The sequence below is a fragment of the Reichenbachiella ulvae genome (genome assembly GCF_025833875.1).
GTDB lineage: Bacteria > Bacteroidota > Bacteroidia > Cytophagales > Cyclobacteriaceae > Reichenbachiella > Reichenbachiella ulvae.
In genome coordinates this window covers 3,117,038-3,131,689 of record NZ_JAOYOD010000001.1, presented here as the reverse complement: position 1 = coordinate 3,131,689, position 14,652 = coordinate 3,117,038, and the positions used below count along the sequence as shown (strand labels likewise).

At 43.8% G+C, this 14,652-nt stretch carries 17 protein-coding genes; 16 read left to right on the top strand and 1 reads right to left on the bottom strand.

Annotation, left to right across the window (positions count from 1 at the left end):
• Nucleotides 1–2: 2 nt before the first annotated feature.
• A complete protein-coding gene (locus N7U62_RS12365; protein WP_264138288.1) occupies nt 3–431 on the top strand; it encodes a hypothetical protein in 429 nt (142 codons plus the stop codon).
• A gap of 44 nt (nt 432–475) precedes the next feature.
• On the opposite strand, the gene N7U62_RS12360 is transcribed toward N7U62_RS12365, so the two are convergent.
• Nucleotides 476–826, bottom strand: a complete 351-nt coding sequence (locus N7U62_RS12360) for a helix-turn-helix domain-containing protein (RefSeq protein WP_264138287.1) — start codon at nt 824–826, stop codon at nt 476–478.
• Nucleotides 827–1,419: 593 nt separating this feature from the next.
• On the opposite strand from N7U62_RS12360, the gene N7U62_RS12355 reads away from it, so the two are divergent.
• From N7U62_RS12355 to N7U62_RS12285, 15 genes are all read left to right on the top strand, one after another.
• Complete coding sequence (locus tag N7U62_RS12355) at nt 1,420–1,992, top strand: toxin-antitoxin system YwqK family antitoxin (RefSeq protein WP_264138286.1); 573 nt, start codon at nt 1,420–1,422, stop codon at nt 1,990–1,992.
• Entirely contained in the window at nt 1,944–3,257 is a 1,314-nt protein-coding gene (locus N7U62_RS12350) for a hypothetical protein (RefSeq protein ID WP_264138285.1), read from the top strand. Before N7U62_RS12355 ends, N7U62_RS12350 begins: the two co-directional genes overlap by 49 nt.
• Before the next feature lie 507 nt (nt 3,258–3,764).
• Nucleotides 3,765–4,730, top strand: a complete 966-nt coding sequence (locus tag N7U62_RS12345) for an IS110 family RNA-guided transposase (RefSeq protein ID WP_264138284.1) — start codon at nt 3,765–3,767, stop codon at nt 4,728–4,730.
• A 340-nt stretch (nt 4,731–5,070) separates the two neighbouring features.
• Nucleotides 5,071–5,439 carry a hypothetical protein gene (locus tag N7U62_RS12340; protein WP_264138283.1) on the top strand — a complete coding sequence of 123 codons (369 nt, stop codon included), beginning with the start codon at nt 5,071–5,073 and terminating at the stop codon, nt 5,437–5,439.
• Complete coding sequence (locus N7U62_RS12335; RefSeq protein WP_264138282.1) at nt 5,432–5,863, top strand: prepilin-type N-terminal cleavage/methylation domain-containing protein; 432 nt, start codon at nt 5,432–5,434, stop codon at nt 5,861–5,863. The genes N7U62_RS12340 and N7U62_RS12335 overlap by 8 nt, the downstream gene beginning before the upstream one ends.
• A complete protein-coding gene (locus N7U62_RS12330; RefSeq protein WP_264138281.1) occupies nt 5,860–7,011 on the top strand; it encodes a type II secretion system F family protein in 1,152 nt (383 codons plus the stop codon). The genes N7U62_RS12335 and N7U62_RS12330 overlap by 4 nt, the downstream gene beginning before the upstream one ends.
• Nucleotides 7,012–7,324: 313 nt before the next feature.
• Nucleotides 7,325–7,744 (top strand): type IV pilin protein, encoded by a 420-nt coding sequence (locus N7U62_RS12325; protein ID WP_264138280.1) that lies wholly within the window; start codon nt 7,325–7,327, stop codon nt 7,742–7,744.
• Nucleotides 7,741–8,193 (top strand): prepilin peptidase, encoded by a 453-nt coding sequence (locus tag N7U62_RS12320; RefSeq protein ID WP_264138279.1) that lies wholly within the window; start codon nt 7,741–7,743, stop codon nt 8,191–8,193. The genes N7U62_RS12325 and N7U62_RS12320 overlap by 4 nt, the downstream gene beginning before the upstream one ends.
• Nucleotides 8,180–9,598: a GspE/PulE family protein gene (locus N7U62_RS12315; protein ID WP_264138278.1), complete on the top strand. Its 1,419-nt coding sequence runs from the start codon at nt 8,180–8,182 to the stop codon at nt 9,596–9,598. Before N7U62_RS12320 ends, N7U62_RS12315 begins: the two co-directional genes overlap by 14 nt.
• A 4-nt stretch (nt 9,599–9,602) precedes the next feature.
• On the top strand, nt 9,603–11,525 hold the full coding sequence (locus N7U62_RS12310) for a type II secretion system protein GspD (protein ID WP_264138277.1): 1,923 nt from the start codon (nt 9,603–9,605) through the stop codon (nt 11,523–11,525).
• A 3-nt stretch (nt 11,526–11,528) separates the two neighbouring features.
• Complete coding sequence (locus tag N7U62_RS12305) at nt 11,529–12,686, top strand: PilN family protein (protein WP_264138276.1); 1,158 nt, start codon at nt 11,529–11,531, stop codon at nt 12,684–12,686.
• Complete coding sequence (locus tag N7U62_RS12300; RefSeq protein WP_264138275.1) at nt 12,676–13,185, top strand: hypothetical protein; 510 nt, start codon at nt 12,676–12,678, stop codon at nt 13,183–13,185. The genes N7U62_RS12305 and N7U62_RS12300 overlap by 11 nt, the downstream gene beginning before the upstream one ends.
• Entirely contained in the window at nt 13,169–13,687 is a 519-nt protein-coding gene (locus tag N7U62_RS12295) for a hypothetical protein (protein ID WP_264138274.1), read from the top strand. Before N7U62_RS12300 ends, N7U62_RS12295 begins: the two co-directional genes overlap by 17 nt.
• Complete coding sequence (locus N7U62_RS12290; protein WP_264138273.1) at nt 13,674–14,138, top strand: hypothetical protein; 465 nt, start codon at nt 13,674–13,676, stop codon at nt 14,136–14,138. The genes N7U62_RS12295 and N7U62_RS12290 overlap by 14 nt, the downstream gene beginning before the upstream one ends.
• A complete protein-coding gene (locus N7U62_RS12285) occupies nt 14,135–14,614 on the top strand; it encodes a hypothetical protein (protein WP_264138271.1) in 480 nt (159 codons plus the stop codon). Before N7U62_RS12290 ends, N7U62_RS12285 begins: the two co-directional genes overlap by 4 nt.
• The last annotated feature ends 38 nt before the right edge of the window (nt 14,615–14,652 follow it).

Here is a 14,652-nt window from a genome sequence, read left to right as displayed (position 1 = left end):
CTATGAGTGTGGGGATGACAGAAAGTGTTTTAATCAAAAGGAATAAAGCAAGTTACATAGGGTATCTAGTATTTATATTCCTCTTTGTCGAGCAAGTTTTGAAGATTGATTTAACATCGATTGAAGTGATAGATGTAGTGAATGTAGTTGGAGTGATGTTGTTTATTGCAATGCTGATAAAGGCATTACTTAATCCTGCTTTTATCAAGGTAGAAAATGGAACTCTTACTATTTTTCGAGACCTGTTTTATACGGAGAAAATTGATATCAAAGATGTTGTGAAATTTAAGGAATCTGTGTCTCCATTTTCTAGGAGCTATTTTTTATTGAATAATGATAAAAAAGTGAAAATTCTATCTTCAAACCTCTCAAGTCAAGAGCTTAAGCTTTTGAAATTAGTTCTAGAAAAACACGGAGTAGAACTAATCTAGTTTTATTTAGATATTAGCCCTTTGCAGAAATGTGAAGGGCTTTTTTAATGCGCTAGCTTTTGTACCTGCTTTTTGGTGATGAAAGCATCGATGAGTTTTTTGACCACATTACGATCATCCTCGTCCATTGCTTCAATAGCCTTGAATTGATTGATTAGCTCAGGATCAGATAGACGGGTTTTAGCCTTTTCATCAGTAGAGCCATAGAGTAGGAAATCAGGAGAAACACCAAGAGCATCAGCAATAATGGTTAGGGTCTTAGCAGGTGGCTGCACGTCCTTAGTCTCATATCTTCCAATCTGTGCATAAGAAATACCTACCTGATCTGCTAAGTCAGATTGCGACATGCTTAACTCCTTCCTTTTAAGCTTTATTCTATCCCCAAGCGTGCTCATATTCCCGCTCGGTCGCATTTGCTAATGCGACAGAAACCTTTTGAGGCATTTGCAATGCTTGTAGATGATAATCATAAAAAGCCGAAAGCAAAATATGGGATTTGCTTTCGGCTATTTTGTGGCCAAATGAATGATCAGCGAACTGCAAGTGGCAATTGAAGCAAAGGGAATACTGCTGTTTTTCAGGAGAAATTTTAATGAGTGATAAGGCAGTGATTCACTGAGTAACTCTATGCTTTGAAGAGTTAGTACTCACCCCGTTCCCGCCATGCTCTGCATGGTGAATATGCGTAGATGAAGGTTGAGAACCCCTGTTGGTGCATGCTTTGCATGGTTCTATGTGGGCCTTCCTGTCCATCCCCGTTCCCGCCATGCTTTGCATGGTGGTTATGCGCTAATGAGGGTTTAGATTTTTAATTCTGCAGCTATCCCCGCTCGGTCTCATTTCCGAATGCGAATGAAACCTTTTGAGGCATTCCTGTCCGTTCGGAATGCGGATGAAATGTCTGCTGTATGATGATCTTCAAAAGCCGAAAGCAAAATATGAGTTTTGCTTTCGGCTTTTTTGTTGGAGAGTTATGTAATATTGTGATATGAGTAAAATGACATTCTCTGTACTGCTGCTGGGGATGGGGTGGATGCTGATCCAGTCCTGCAAGACCAAGCAAGTGCAACCGACCGAAGATTTTAGTTTCAAGCATTACCAGAGCATCACCCTGGATCATGGGGATTCGCTGGTCAAGTTTCATATCTCCGAAAACCCTGAGGACATCGAGACCGATTTCAGCAAGGACTACTATTGGTTCAAGGTGGATCGCATAGGCCATAGCCAGGGGCAGTATACGGGCAAGTTGCTGGATGGAAGCTACGAGGTAATCGATCAAAAGGACAAGTCCCTGATGCGAAAAGGGGAGTTTACAGAAGGCCTCCAGTCCGGCCAGTGGATCGAGTGGTACCCAGGTGGCGAGGTGATCCGAGCTGCCTATGAGTATGCAGAAGGAGAAAAGGAAGGGAGCTTTCTCAAACAAAACCCTACAGGCAGTCCGCTGATGAAGGGGAGCTACAGCAAGGACCAACTCAATGGCAAGGTAGACTACTACCAGTCCGATACACTCCAGTGGACGATCCGTTATCGCATGGGAGTGCCACAGGATACGATACAGTAGCGATGTCCCGTCATGGGCTGAGTCAGATATTGCATTTTTTTCGATCCCGACTATCGGGTGGTGTCTTGTCATTTACCATGGCGGTGTCCGTGATAGTGGCCATGCTGCTACTGATGATGATCCTGATGGCCTATTACACCCGTCAGGAGCGCAATATCTACAGAATCAACAGCCGACTGCTGGACAATCTGTCTTCGGCCCAGGCCTGGTGTCTGGCGCGGGGAGATCAAATGGACTATGGCAGCTATCGCAGCTTCGACCTATTCGGTCGTGGGATCGACAGTGTAGCGGTCGGCAAGTTTCGCTGGGGGCTGTTTGATTCTTATCGTTTGCATGCCTTTCATCGAGTGCATGAGCAGCGAGCGGCCTTTTTGCAAGGGCAAATTCCTAGCGAAGAGGGACTGTCTACTATTTATTTGGAGGACAATCGTGGGGGACTGGCGCTGGCAGGAGACACGAAGATATCCGGCACGGTATACTTGCCACAAGCGGGCACACGTACGACCTACATCGATCGGGTAGGCTACATGAATGAAAAGATGGTCTATGGCGAAGTGCGCAAGAGCAAGGATAGAATTCCGAAATTGGAAGACTGGTCGCTCGACGATCTGGAAAAAGAATGGAAGGAAATGCCTCAGCTACAGGTGACTGAGCTGGAAGGGGACTATTCGTTTTTATCAGATACGCTGACTGTCTTGCGCTGTGGTGATTATTTGCTACAGGACACCTTACGTGGCTTTGCGATGATCCAAAGCAGTGGGACCGTGCGCATCGATACCATGGCCTATACCGAAGATATCATTGTGCTGGCGGATGAGATAGAGTTCCTGAGCGGCTTCAGAGGGCAGGGGCAGTTCTTTGCCCGAGATACGATCATCGTACAGGGGGATGTGGAGTTGGACTATCCCACCGTACTCTATGCCGAAAATGAAAAGGCAACTGCCACCATCGTACTCAAGGAGAAAGCTACCGTCGATGGCTTTTTGCTGATCGATGGAGACCGAAACAACTTCAGGGATCGACTGATTCATCTGGAGGAAGGCAGTACGGTCAATGGGATGATCTATGCCAATGGTTTTGTATCTGCCCATGGTAAGATCAATGGACATGTATGTACCCGGGCTTTTTTGATCAATACTTTCTCAGGCGTGCTGGAAAATCATTTGTTCAACGCACAATTGAGCCATGAGCTGGATTCGGGCTTTTTGATGCCCGGGCTCTGGTTTGCCGATCAGCAGAAGGGGGTAGTGCAGTGGCTTTATTGAGTGTGTTTGATTGAACCCCTCTCATTCTTCCTTCAAAGCAGTCCTTTTGCATGAAAACTGTTTTCAGCCTAATAGATGATGGTCAGCCACCATGCGGAGCATGGCGGTAACGTGGAGGGAACAGAGGATGTTTTATAATAAAGTGGTTTGAGTTAACTACAGGGGGGGGGGCGCATGCTTGGCATGGTGGTTTCAACGATTTGTTGTTAAACCATCAAATGAAGCTCTATGGTAATTCAAATTTTGAAGTAATCCTTCCCCGGGGAAGGTGCCCAATGCTATTAAGTTAAGCGTCATCCTATGTTTACAAAGGCTTAAATTGATAGTTTTTGTAAACAGGAAAAGTACGGGGAAAGAGTAAGGCCTTGGGTCGTCATTTGTCATCAAGACCGCGGAGCATGCTGGCCCCTTTCCCCTTCTACCTCAACTTTGGACAGTTCATTAGGCTTAGAGCCTGTATGTAGGATTGAAAAAGCCGGGTAGTCTTTTCCATAAACAATTATAAACATGAAAGTAGTAGGAATAGATATCTCCAAAAGGACTTTTGATGTAAGTTTCAAGAGCGAGGGTAAATGGTTTTACAAGGTGTTTCCCAATACAAGTAAAGGCTTTACCAAGTTGTTGCAGTTATTAGAAGACCAGGACAAATGTGTTATGGAAGCCTCCGGTCCGTATTACCTCCCATTAGCACTTTTTCTAGACAAAAAAGGGGTGTTCGTCTCTGTAGAAAATCCATTGGTTATCAAACGGTTTTCTCAAATGAAACTAATAAGGGCAAAGACCGATAAGAAAGACGCACGCACCATCGCTGAATACGCCTCTATCCACCCGTTGAAACAATGGACAGATAAGTCTAAGACCATTATCAAGATGCAGCAGATATTGACTGCTATAGACGGCTTTAAGAAGCAGCTTACCATGGTAAGGAACCAGAAAGAAGCCTTTGACAGCACAAAGCTTGTGGATACAACCCTCAGAAAGAGCCTGGAGTCATTGCAGAGACACATCCAAAAACAAATAGACAAACTAGAAGCTTATCTGACAGATTATGCTCAAAAGGAGTATGCAGCAACCATGGAGAAGCTAACCTCTATTCCAGGAATAGGGCAAAATGCAGCCATTATACTAGTTCTCCTCACCGAAGACTTTACCAAGTTTGAAAATTACAAACAACTGATTGCCTATGTAGGCATGAGTCCCAGGATCTATCAATCCGGCACTTCGGTGAGGGGGAAAGGACGTATTTGCAAAATGGGTAACTCTCAGGTACGAAAGGTTCTTTACATGTGTTCTTGGTCTGCTAAAAGGTACAATCAAGCCTGTATTGACATGTACCATAGGCTCGCAGAAAAGGGGAAGAACGAAAGAGTGATAAAAATAGCGCTTGCTAATAAACTTCTTAAGCAGTGTTTTGCTATCGCTAAAGGCGAAAGTCTTTATCAAAAAAACTATCAGCCTATTGCTTGCATTTAAACACAGTTCATGCTCCGGCTTGACCGGGGCATCTCCAGCTCTGTTTGCAGTGAGATTCACCTAACAAGCCCGCCTGTCCGGCGAGGCAGGTAAGGGGAATGACGGGTACTTTTAGGGTAGAGGGCTTAACTTAATAGCATTGGGAAAGTGCCGAAGGCGGAAGCCTGCCTGACGGCAGTCTGGGGGTTTATCATACTACTCAAGTGAGATATCCACCATGCAAAGCATGGCGGGAACGTGGGTAAGTTTTGAGGAACAATTGAGATTGTTAATAATTAGTCCTGTTGCAAAAGGAGGTACTTCAATATTTCAATAAATTAGCGGAAATAAAGGGAGTATTTTGTCTAAAGAACGAAAGGGGTTAGCGATACTAAAGAGGTGGAGAGCCTATACGCTGATGGAGTCACTAGTGGCTGGGATCATCATCTCGATGGTCACAGGACTGGCCATGTTGATTTACCTGAATGTGTCGGCCTCTATGAGCAATACCCGAGACATGATATTAGAATCCAGGGCCTACCAGGCGAAGGACTCGCTCCGCCACTTGATAGGGGAGCAAGAGATGATTTTACCTTTAGGCGAAGGCTATGATATGATGTTTACCAAGAAGAGCTGGGAAGGAGATACCGACTTGTATCAACTGGAGATAGAGGTGCTGGATACTCTGGGTGTTGTACATTTGCAACTATACGAATGGGTCTATGAATAAGTGGAAAGCATTTACGTTGGTGGAGATGATGGTGGTACTGCTGCTGTCATCGCTGCTGCTGACCGCTGCTTCGGCGATCTATCTCAATGTGCTGGACTATCATCACAGATTGAGAAAGCGCATCGATCATACCAATGCCTACTACCGACTGAAATACTATCTGGAGCGCGATACCCAGCGTAGCGCCTCCTATGAGCTGAAGGGGGATGAATTGCAATTGGGGAAGGAAACCCACTATCAGTTTGGCGCAGATACGGTGTTTCGTGAGTGGAAAGGAAACCGTGACTTTTTCTTGATTGGAGGGCAGTGCCAGGAGCAGGCCGGATCCTTGCAAGTGAATTTTACTTTGTATCAGCAATCCATTACTTTGCCACTGAAATCGAAATCTTCCTATCGTCAAATCTGGAAAAGCAAAAACAAATGAACCTGGCTGAATTAAAAAAAAGGACGGAGACCAATAGTCGGGCGAAGGAAGCTGCAGCAGAAGAAAAGAAGGAGACCATCTGGAACAAGGACATTGCGCTCACCCCTAAATTTGGGAACAAGGAGAAGGCGGTGTTCTATCAGCAGCTCTATGTGCTGCTAGAGGCGGGGGTAGATATCAACTCCAGCTTGAACCACCTGATCAAACAGAGCAAGAAGCCCTACATCAAAGAGATGATCAAAAAGGTGCAGGAGGCGCTGCAAACGGGTAATTCCATACAAGAGGCCATGGAGCAGACTGGGGACTTTAGCAACTACGAAGTGTATAGTGTACGCATAGGGGAAGAATCTGGGAAGTTGTTGGAGGTTTTTGCCAACCTGAGCGAGTACTTTGAAGAAAAGGTAGCACAGAAAAGGGAGATCATGTCGGCCATATCCTATCCTTTGCTCATCATCAATGCGGCAGTTGCTGCTGTGCTTTTCATGATCTTTTTTATCATTCCTGTGTTTGAGGGGATTTTTACCCGCTTTGGTGGGGATTTGCCTTATCTGACTCGACAGGTCTTGTCTGTGTCTTATTTCTTTAGAGAAAACTGGTTGATCCTATTGCTGTTGGTGGTGGGACTAGCTGTTTTGATCAGCTTTTTGCTCAAGCGAGACAGACCTTATGAAATCATGGAGACCGTTTTGTACAAAGTCCCTTATCTGGGCGCCTTCTTTTATCAAACGATCATGGCGAAGTTTAGTAATAGCATGGCACTGCTGCTGGGCGCCAATGTGCCATTGGTACATGCATTGGAAATGAACAAGGCCATGTTTAAAAGTCCAGTGCTCAATCGTAACATCGATGAGGCCATAGAGGCGCTGATCAAAGGAGAAAACTACAGTGAAGTAGTAGAGCGCAGCAAGTGGTTCGATGAGAATTTCAAAGTGTTTATCAGGATAGGAGAGGAGAGTAGTAAGATTGGGTATTTCTTCAAAAAACTATCTGGAGAGTACCGAGCTGCGATCAAGCATCAAACTTCAATTTTGAATACGGTGTTGGAACCTCTTCTGATCATAGTACTGGGTGGAATTGTAGGGGTGATACTGGTGTCGATGTATCTGCCTATGTTTGAGATTTCTACACAAATGTCTTTTCCTGATTAAACCCGATTTATGCAATGGTAAAATCGGAGTTAATGGCTAATCAGTTATTACCCGCCTGCCGGAGTACGCTGTACGGCGGGCAGAAGTTAATAGGGATTTGATTTTCGATTATAAATGCATAAATACTCAATAACCATTTGGTTAATTTCTGTAAACAAATGATATCAATGTAATCAATTGAAGATTAACTCAATAACAAATAACTATTAACTCCTGAATTGAATAATTCAGGTTAAACAACATTTTAGCAGGACTTGTTCTGCATCCTAACGAATTATTCATAATTTAGAGTTTTCTTTAAAATCCAATCGAAATGAAAGTCAGTAGAGATCCTAAGTTATCGGCCTTTACCTTGTCGGAGTTGTTGGTGGTGTTGGTAATCATAGGTGTGCTTATTTTGATGGCGCTGCCTTCCCTGATGCCGTTGATATCCAAAACGAGAAGTTTAGAAGCCAAGCAGGCCCTCAAACATGTTCATACGCTCCAAAAGACCTATTTCTATGAATATGCGCGTTTCGGAGAAGATCTGAATGCCATTGGTTTTGAGAGTGAAAGACTTTCCACTGATCCAGACAATCCAGGCAATGCCAATTACCTGATCGAAATTGTAGAATCCACTCCCAATACCTATATGGCTCGAGCTACCGCAGTGGTAGATTTTGATGGGGATGGACAAATGAATGTTTGGGAGGTCGACCAAATGGGGGACATCCGTGAAGTGACAAGAGATTGATTGCCTATTTGATAGTCATAGGGCTCGTAGTGGTATTGGCCATTCAGGATATGCAGCATCGACAGGTGAGCGTATGGTTACTTGCGGTATTAGGAGCGGCTACCTTATGGGCTGCCTATTCCAATCACTTGATTTGGATTGATATGCTATTGAATGCTGGCTACCTGCTGTTTCTTTTTGCTTTGACTGGCCTATATCTGTTGGTGACTCGTCGCAAGCCTGCACAGATGATTGGGAAAGGAGACATCGTATTTTTGATCGTTTTGCTTCCTTTGTTTTCATTTGAGGCTTTTTCTTACTGGTTGATTTTGTCTCTATTGGTCAGCTTGATTATCCATGGATTGGTGCAGTGGTTGATTCGACCTAAAGAACCATCCATTCCTTTGGTGACTTACCTTTCGCTTTGTCTTATGTTCCACCTGATACCAACCCTTTTTGAAAGCATTTGACATACATAGCGACAGCAAACTAGACTCTGATCTTAGGCAGGTGATTCCAAAAAATGTAGCCTTAGGCCATCAGGTTATACCCAAGCAAATTGATAAGGAGCACTATCAGTTCTATATTCATTCGAAGGCAGATGAGGTAGCGACAGGTCGGTACCTTCAAGTTTTGCTAGGGAAAACGGTTGCATTTGAACCCATAGATGGGGAAGTGATCGAATTGGCTTTGTCAAAGTTTTATGGCAATACAGATAGAACCAGTCAGGAGACTAAGAACTTTGACAAGAACAATTTTCTGGATCAGCTCATCTTTGAAGCCATAGAGCTCAAATCCAGTGACATTCATGTAGAATGCTATGAACATTCGGCGAGAGTACGCTTTCGTATCAATGGGCACCTGGTCGAGCGTTTCAATCTAGGGCTGGACAACTATCCCGAATTGGTCAACAAGATCAAGATCGTTGCACGGCTGGATATAGCAGAAAAGCGTCTGCCACAGGATGGCCGAATCAATTTCAGCAAAGGAGAGATAGATCTGGACCTTCGGGTTTCTGTCTTGCCTTCCCTCTATGGAGAGAAAGTGGTGCTTCGATTGCTGGAAAAGAATTCTTCTGCTATTCATATCGAGGACTTGGGTCTGAGTTCGAGCGAATTGGCTGTTTATCGCCGTGTGGTTACCAAACCGAACGGGTTGATATTGATCAGTGGCCCCACGGGTTCGGGTAAGACAACGACACTGTATGCGACACTCAAGGAGCTCAATCAGGAAGATGTCAATATCGTGACTATCGAAGATCCTGTAGAATACACCCTCCCAGGTATCAACCAGGTGCAGCTCAATGAAAAGATTGGATTGGGCTTTCCACAGGCATTGAGAACCTTCTTAAGGCAAGACCCTGACATTGTGATGGTAGGGGAGATCCGCGATGTAGAAACAGCACAGATGGCTACCAGGGCAGCCTTGACTGGTCACCTGGTATTTAGTACGGTGCATACCAACTCTGCCCTGGGGATTTTCAATCGTCTGGTGGAGATGGGGATATCCGAATACCTATTGGCAGATACACTCAATGCTGGGATTGCCCAGCGTCTGGTCCGGGTGCTTTGTGAATCTTGCAAAGTAGAAGCAAAGGAGGAAGAATTTGTCGGTCATATCGATGGCCTAAAAGGGCATCGAATCTACAAGGCAGTCGGGTGCGTGGAGTGTCTGGGTACAGGATATACCGGGCGAAAAGCCCTATATGAAATCATCCCGAATTCTCCTGGGTTGATCCATCAAATCAAAGATCAATCATTTAACTTAAATTCGCATTTGGGTGAATTAGGCCTGGCCACCCTTCAAGTCAATGCCATTAACTTTTTAAAAGAAGGTAAAACCTCTGTAGAGGAAGTATTACCCCTGTTGATATAGAAGCATGAAACAATTATTTCTAACCTTATTGTTCGCCTTTGGTGTTTGTTCCCTGTTCGCTCAGGATGTGACTCGAATGGATTCATTGACGCAGGTACTTAGTCGACAGGCTGATTCTATACCTGCCCTCAAGGAGAAGGTCGATATCTCTGTATCTGGTACTTCACTCAAAGAATTTTTGAGAGCAGTGGCGGAAATGCATGATCTTAACCTAAGTCTGGATAACATCCCTCCCTATCAGATCACCAACAATTTTGAAAATGTAACGATAGAAGAGTTGTTGGTCTTCGTTTGTTCTAGCTATCAATTGGAGATCAAATTCCTGAAAAGCATCATTATTCTTTACCCCATCGAAAAGCCTACTTCTGTGGCTTTCGAATACAATAGGCGTGATGACTTAATCTCTTTTCATTTGGCAGGAGATACCCTAAAACATGTGGCCAAAGCCATTACAGACAGTACGGGTTATAATTTAGTACTGAGCCAGGATTGCCGTGATTTGGTTGTGCATGGCTTTATCAAGCAATTGCCTTTCGAAATTGCCATGGAGCAATTTGGTGTATCGAATGGATTGGTTGTAGAGAAGAAGCAGGATCGGGTGTTTCACATTTCTCCTGATGTGCCAGAGACCATGGCACAAGTAGAAGGCCAGACTTATAATAACCAAAATGAAAGAAGAGGGACCAGACGAGTCAGTTCCAGAAGAAACAATGGCTATGCTGGAGGAGGTGGTTTTAGCTTTGAAAAGAGTCCAACACAACCGGACAAGTTGAATGTAGATGCAGAAGGAGTCTCCGTCATAGAGGCGATCAAAACTGTGAGCAAGGACCTGAATAAAGGCTATTTCTTTCTCAATGAGCCCAAGGGGAATCTGGACTGCTATCTAGTCAATGTATCTTTTGATGATTTTCTGAATGTAGCCCTCTCATCGGCCAATCCGCAGTTTAGTTACTCGATTAGAGATGAAGTCTATGTGATCGGTGATCCTAAAAATCTGGATATCTATGAGTCCCATGTTTTTACTTTTAGAAATAGAAGTGTAGAAAAGGTAAGCGAAAGCATACCTGCTGCCATGAAGTCTGATGTGGAGATCAATGAATATCCTGAGCTCAATTCACTGGTTTTGACTGGTAGTGAGCAAAGAGTCAATAAACTCAGGTCCTTTTTGGAGCAGATAGATAAGCCAGTAGCCAATGTGCTGATAGAAGTAATGGTAGTGGTGATCAATCGAGGGGCTTCTTTGGAAACAGGGATTTCTGCGGGAATAGCAGATTCTATTCCTCCTACCCAGGGGCAGGTCTTCCCGGGTCTGGACATGACGCTCAATTCTGAATCCATCAATCTGTTCCTGGATGCAATAGACCGAAGAGGTTTGATTAACCTGGGGCAGGTGACCCCTAATTTTTATGCGACAATCAAGGCGCTTGAGCAAGCCAGTTATTTGGATTTGCAATCTACTCCTAAGCTCTCTACGGTGAATGGACACGAGGCGAATTTGATCATTGGTAGTTCAGTTTATTATTTGATCGAAACCCAAAATGTAACAGGAGGAGTCAATCCGATCATTACCCGAACACCCAGGTATGAAAAGGTGGAAGCCAACCTGGAATTGAAGATTAAACCTTTCGTATCCTACAATGAAGATGTGACCTTGAACATTGCCTTTGAATCCTCTGATTTTATTGACCCGACTGTAGAAGGAGCCCCTCCTGGAAATTCCACCAGAAAGTTTGATTCCAAAATAAGAATCAAAAACGAAGAGATGATAGTGGTAGGTGGATTAGAGCAAGAATCCACTTCCGAATCTTCGAGTGGACTACCGGTAATAGCACGAATTCCAGTGCTCAAGTGGATCTTTGGTAGAAACTCTAGAACCAGTACCACCAATAAGCTTTTGGTCTTCATCAAACCTACTATTGTTTACTAGATCATGCAGGGCCTAATTGATTTTTTGTATCAAAAGACCAAGCCCAAAAAGGTGCTGGTGGTCGGTGTTGCTGAAGTTAAAGAAGGCTTAAGTTTTGAACTCCTTTTGGTAGCAAGAAAAAAAGGGGAGCTCGAAGGAGTGTTGCACGAAAAGGGTCTGAATCTCAATCAGCTTTTGAGTCGTGTCGAAACCGATTACCCTCAAGTTCCGATTGTATTGGCTATCGATACGGATTATGTATTGACAGCACAAGAAGAGGATAGAGAAAATTTTCCTGAACAGGACTTTTATTTTGATAGGGATGAGGCCTTGTCTGTCTCAAGTTTGATTCGTAAAGATCAACTCAATCAATTGTTGGATACCTTAAGAGCTATCATCGATCAGGTAGTAGCTGTAGAACTAGGGGTGCTGTTTGGCCTAAAGTATTTCGATGCAGAGAAACTTTCGGGTGGCATCCATTTGGGTAGACAACGGGTGATTCAAAATGAAGCCGGGAGAATTGATATTGAGCATCAATCGGGGGAAGGAGTAGAGTGGGAAGGCAGGACTTATGAACCGTCCTATTTGCTATTGCTCTTGGCTGCTACCAATTATTATATAGGTGGTCTTAAGGAAAAGTTGATTCCTGTTCAGGTTTTGGCCCGTGAGTATGCTTTTCGTGTGTTTTACCGCAAGTTGACTCTGTTTGGAGGGGTTGTGCTTTTTATGGTTTTTTTGCTCAGTGCGTCTATTTTCATGATATATGACTCAGAGCTGAAAGTCCTAAAGGAAGAATATCAGGACAGCCGAAGTATCGAGAAGAAATACAACTGGTATGTATCTGAGATCAACCGCTTAGAAAAGAGCATGAATATAAATGGACGTAGACCTGTGCTGTCTCGTCTGGCTGTAGAATTAGCCAAAGAAATACCTTCGCAGGTTACCCTGGAAGAATTGAAACTACAGCCAATCTCTCTGAACCAAAGAAATAGGAATAAGGCGCTACTGGAAAAGAATATTCTTGAATTAAGCGGAGAGGCTATTGATCTGGGAGCATTTTCTTCCTGGATATCGATCCTTAATCAGCAGGAATGGCTTGAAGATATTCTAGAACAGGAAATGGCTGCTGATGGCAGAGTCTATAAGTTCAATTTGAAACTCAAGGTGAACTATGTGGAATAAGTTGACATATGAGAAAAGGGTGTACTATTTTCTCGGGGCCTTGCTACTGTCATTGGTCATGGGTTATCACCTGTCTTTCAAAAAAACAGCAGAGGTGTATTTTGAGTACAGCGAATTGATCAATCGCGAATCGGGCAATCATTCTGTGGTAGATTTGGCCAGTCTCAAAACGGAATATGAGCAGTTGGATTCCACCTATCAACAGATGCAAGGAGCGGACTATGATAAAATATTGGTGACCGAGTTGGAGAGGTTTCTAAGTGGTACCCCTCTTAGCTTATCCAACCTGAGACACCATCGACAGCAAAAAGACATCATTGACGAGATAGAAATAAAGGGTGATTACAAAGGATTGGTTCGCCTGATCTATCAATTAGAGACCCAATTTTATGCGGGGGCCATACTGTCCACCCACTTTAGAACGGAAATCGAGAAAAGGACCAAAAGAAAAGAATTATTTTTAACCATCTATGTACAACGCAATGAAGCACATCTTTAAAAACAAGCTATGGGTTTGGGTAGTCAGTTTGACAATAATGGCCTCCTGTGGAGTGATATTAGAAGTGGATATTTCGTCAGACGAAGTGAAGGTGTTGGCTCCAGGAGAGGGTGCGGAGATATTCAGCGAAGAGATCCAATTCAAGTGGGAAGAATTGAAGGGGGCATCAGAATATGAGATTGTGGTGGTGTCTCCGGATTTCGATCAACCCGCTACCGTTGCATTGGATTCGGTCGTAGGTGAGGTGACTTTTTTAGAGATAGCCCTGGAACCCGGTGACTATCAATGGCAGATCACAGCGCTGAATGAGGGCTATCGCAGTACAGGGGTGATACGTTCGTTTCAAGTGATGGATTCTTCTTTTTATTTTGACTTGAGTGAATATGAATTGGTGTTGAATGCTCCTTCTTCTGGAACTGTCTTTGCAGAGTCTAGGGTTACCTTGTCATGGACCCAACTGGACAAAGCCAGAAAATATCATATCGGAGATGGTATCTCCTGATTTTAATAACCCCACAAGCATTGCATTGGATTCTACCTTAACCACCAATTATTGTGAACTGGAATTATCAAATGCCAAATATGCATGGCGAGTGACTGCCAGTAATGATTTTTCGGAACTGACAAGTTCAACTTCGTCTTTTGAGGTGTCTGTTCCAACCAATGATTTGTCTGAAATTACACCAGTGATATTGGCCCCAGCGAATGCCGCACAATTTCAGCCTGGAAGTGTCGTGTTCTGGTGGGAAGAAATACCAGAGGCGGAAAGCTATGATCTACTGATCATGTCTCCTTCCTTTGACAACCCGGTATCTGTGATATATGATGAAAGCCTGGAGGATACTAAGGTAGAATTGGATTTGGCAGAAGGTAGTTATGAATGGAGTCTGAAGGCAATAAACTCCAGTTCGGAATCACAGGAAGTGAGAAGTACCTTAACTGTGGCTCCATGAGTTTTATCAACAATAAGAAGTTTCAACCTGTTCTGATTGTCCTGGTGGTGGGTCTGTGGATTACCATTGCCTATCGTGTAGTGGATTCACTACAGGGGGAGGAAGAAATGAGAATGGAAGGAATTGATGTTTCGAAGGTGAGGCAATCGTCCGGTGAAGCTTCGGTATGGGCATTGGATCTGGATTTTCAGGATCCTTTTATTCGAAGGAAAGTGGTACATCGAGTGAAGAAGATGCCCAAAAAAAAGTTTGAAACCAATGAGCCCATAGAGAAGCCGCCCTTGTCGATTCAAGTAGTCTATCAGGGATTGGTGAGCCCCTCCGGGTCAGGTCAAAAAATGGCTATGATCAGTAGAAATAATATCTCCCGTTTTTATCAAAAAGGTGAAATGCTGGATGGTTATCAATTGACTTCTGTTACAGAGGATAGCATTGTGTTGTTTCAAGAGCCATTTCGATATGCAGTATACCGCTAGATAGTTAAGGGATTTGGATGCTCGCTAATATTTCCCTA

Excerpts from the sequence above, each read along its gene's own strand:
- N7U62_RS12300 (WP_264138275.1), top strand. The coding sequence starts at position 12,676 with ATGTGGAATAAGTTGACATATGAGAAAAGGGTGTACTATTTTCTCGGG.
- N7U62_RS12365 (WP_264138288.1), top strand. The coding sequence starts at position 3 with ATGAGTGTGGGGATGACAGAAAGTGTTTTAATCAAAAGGAATAAAGCA.
- N7U62_RS12330 (WP_264138281.1), top strand. The coding sequence starts at position 5,860 with ATGAACCTGGCTGAATTAAAAAAAAGGACGGAGACCAATAGTCGGGCG.
- N7U62_RS12355 (WP_264138286.1), top strand. The coding sequence starts at position 1,420 with ATGAGTAAAATGACATTCTCTGTACTGCTGCTGGGGATGGGGTGGATG.
- N7U62_RS12295 (WP_264138274.1), top strand. The coding sequence starts at position 13,169 with ATGAAGCACATCTTTAAAAACAAGCTATGGGTTTGGGTAGTCAGTTTG.
- N7U62_RS12360 (WP_264138287.1), bottom strand. The coding sequence starts at position 826 with ATGAGCACGCTTGGGGATAGAATAAAGCTTAAAAGGAAGGAGTTAAGC.
- N7U62_RS12310 (WP_264138277.1), top strand. The coding sequence starts at position 9,603 with ATGAAACAATTATTTCTAACCTTATTGTTCGCCTTTGGTGTTTGTTCC.
- N7U62_RS12345 (WP_264138284.1), top strand. The coding sequence starts at position 3,765 with ATGAAAGTAGTAGGAATAGATATCTCCAAAAGGACTTTTGATGTAAGT.
- N7U62_RS12285 (WP_264138271.1), top strand. The coding sequence starts at position 14,135 with ATGAGTTTTATCAACAATAAGAAGTTTCAACCTGTTCTGATTGTCCTG.
- N7U62_RS12325 (WP_264138280.1), top strand. The coding sequence starts at position 7,325 with ATGAAAGTCAGTAGAGATCCTAAGTTATCGGCCTTTACCTTGTCGGAG.
- N7U62_RS12335 (WP_264138282.1), top strand. The coding sequence starts at position 5,432 with ATGAATAAGTGGAAAGCATTTACGTTGGTGGAGATGATGGTGGTACTG.
- N7U62_RS12305 (WP_264138276.1), top strand. The coding sequence starts at position 11,529 with ATGCAGGGCCTAATTGATTTTTTGTATCAAAAGACCAAGCCCAAAAAG.
- N7U62_RS12290 (WP_264138273.1), top strand. The coding sequence starts at position 13,674 with ATGGTATCTCCTGATTTTAATAACCCCACAAGCATTGCATTGGATTCT.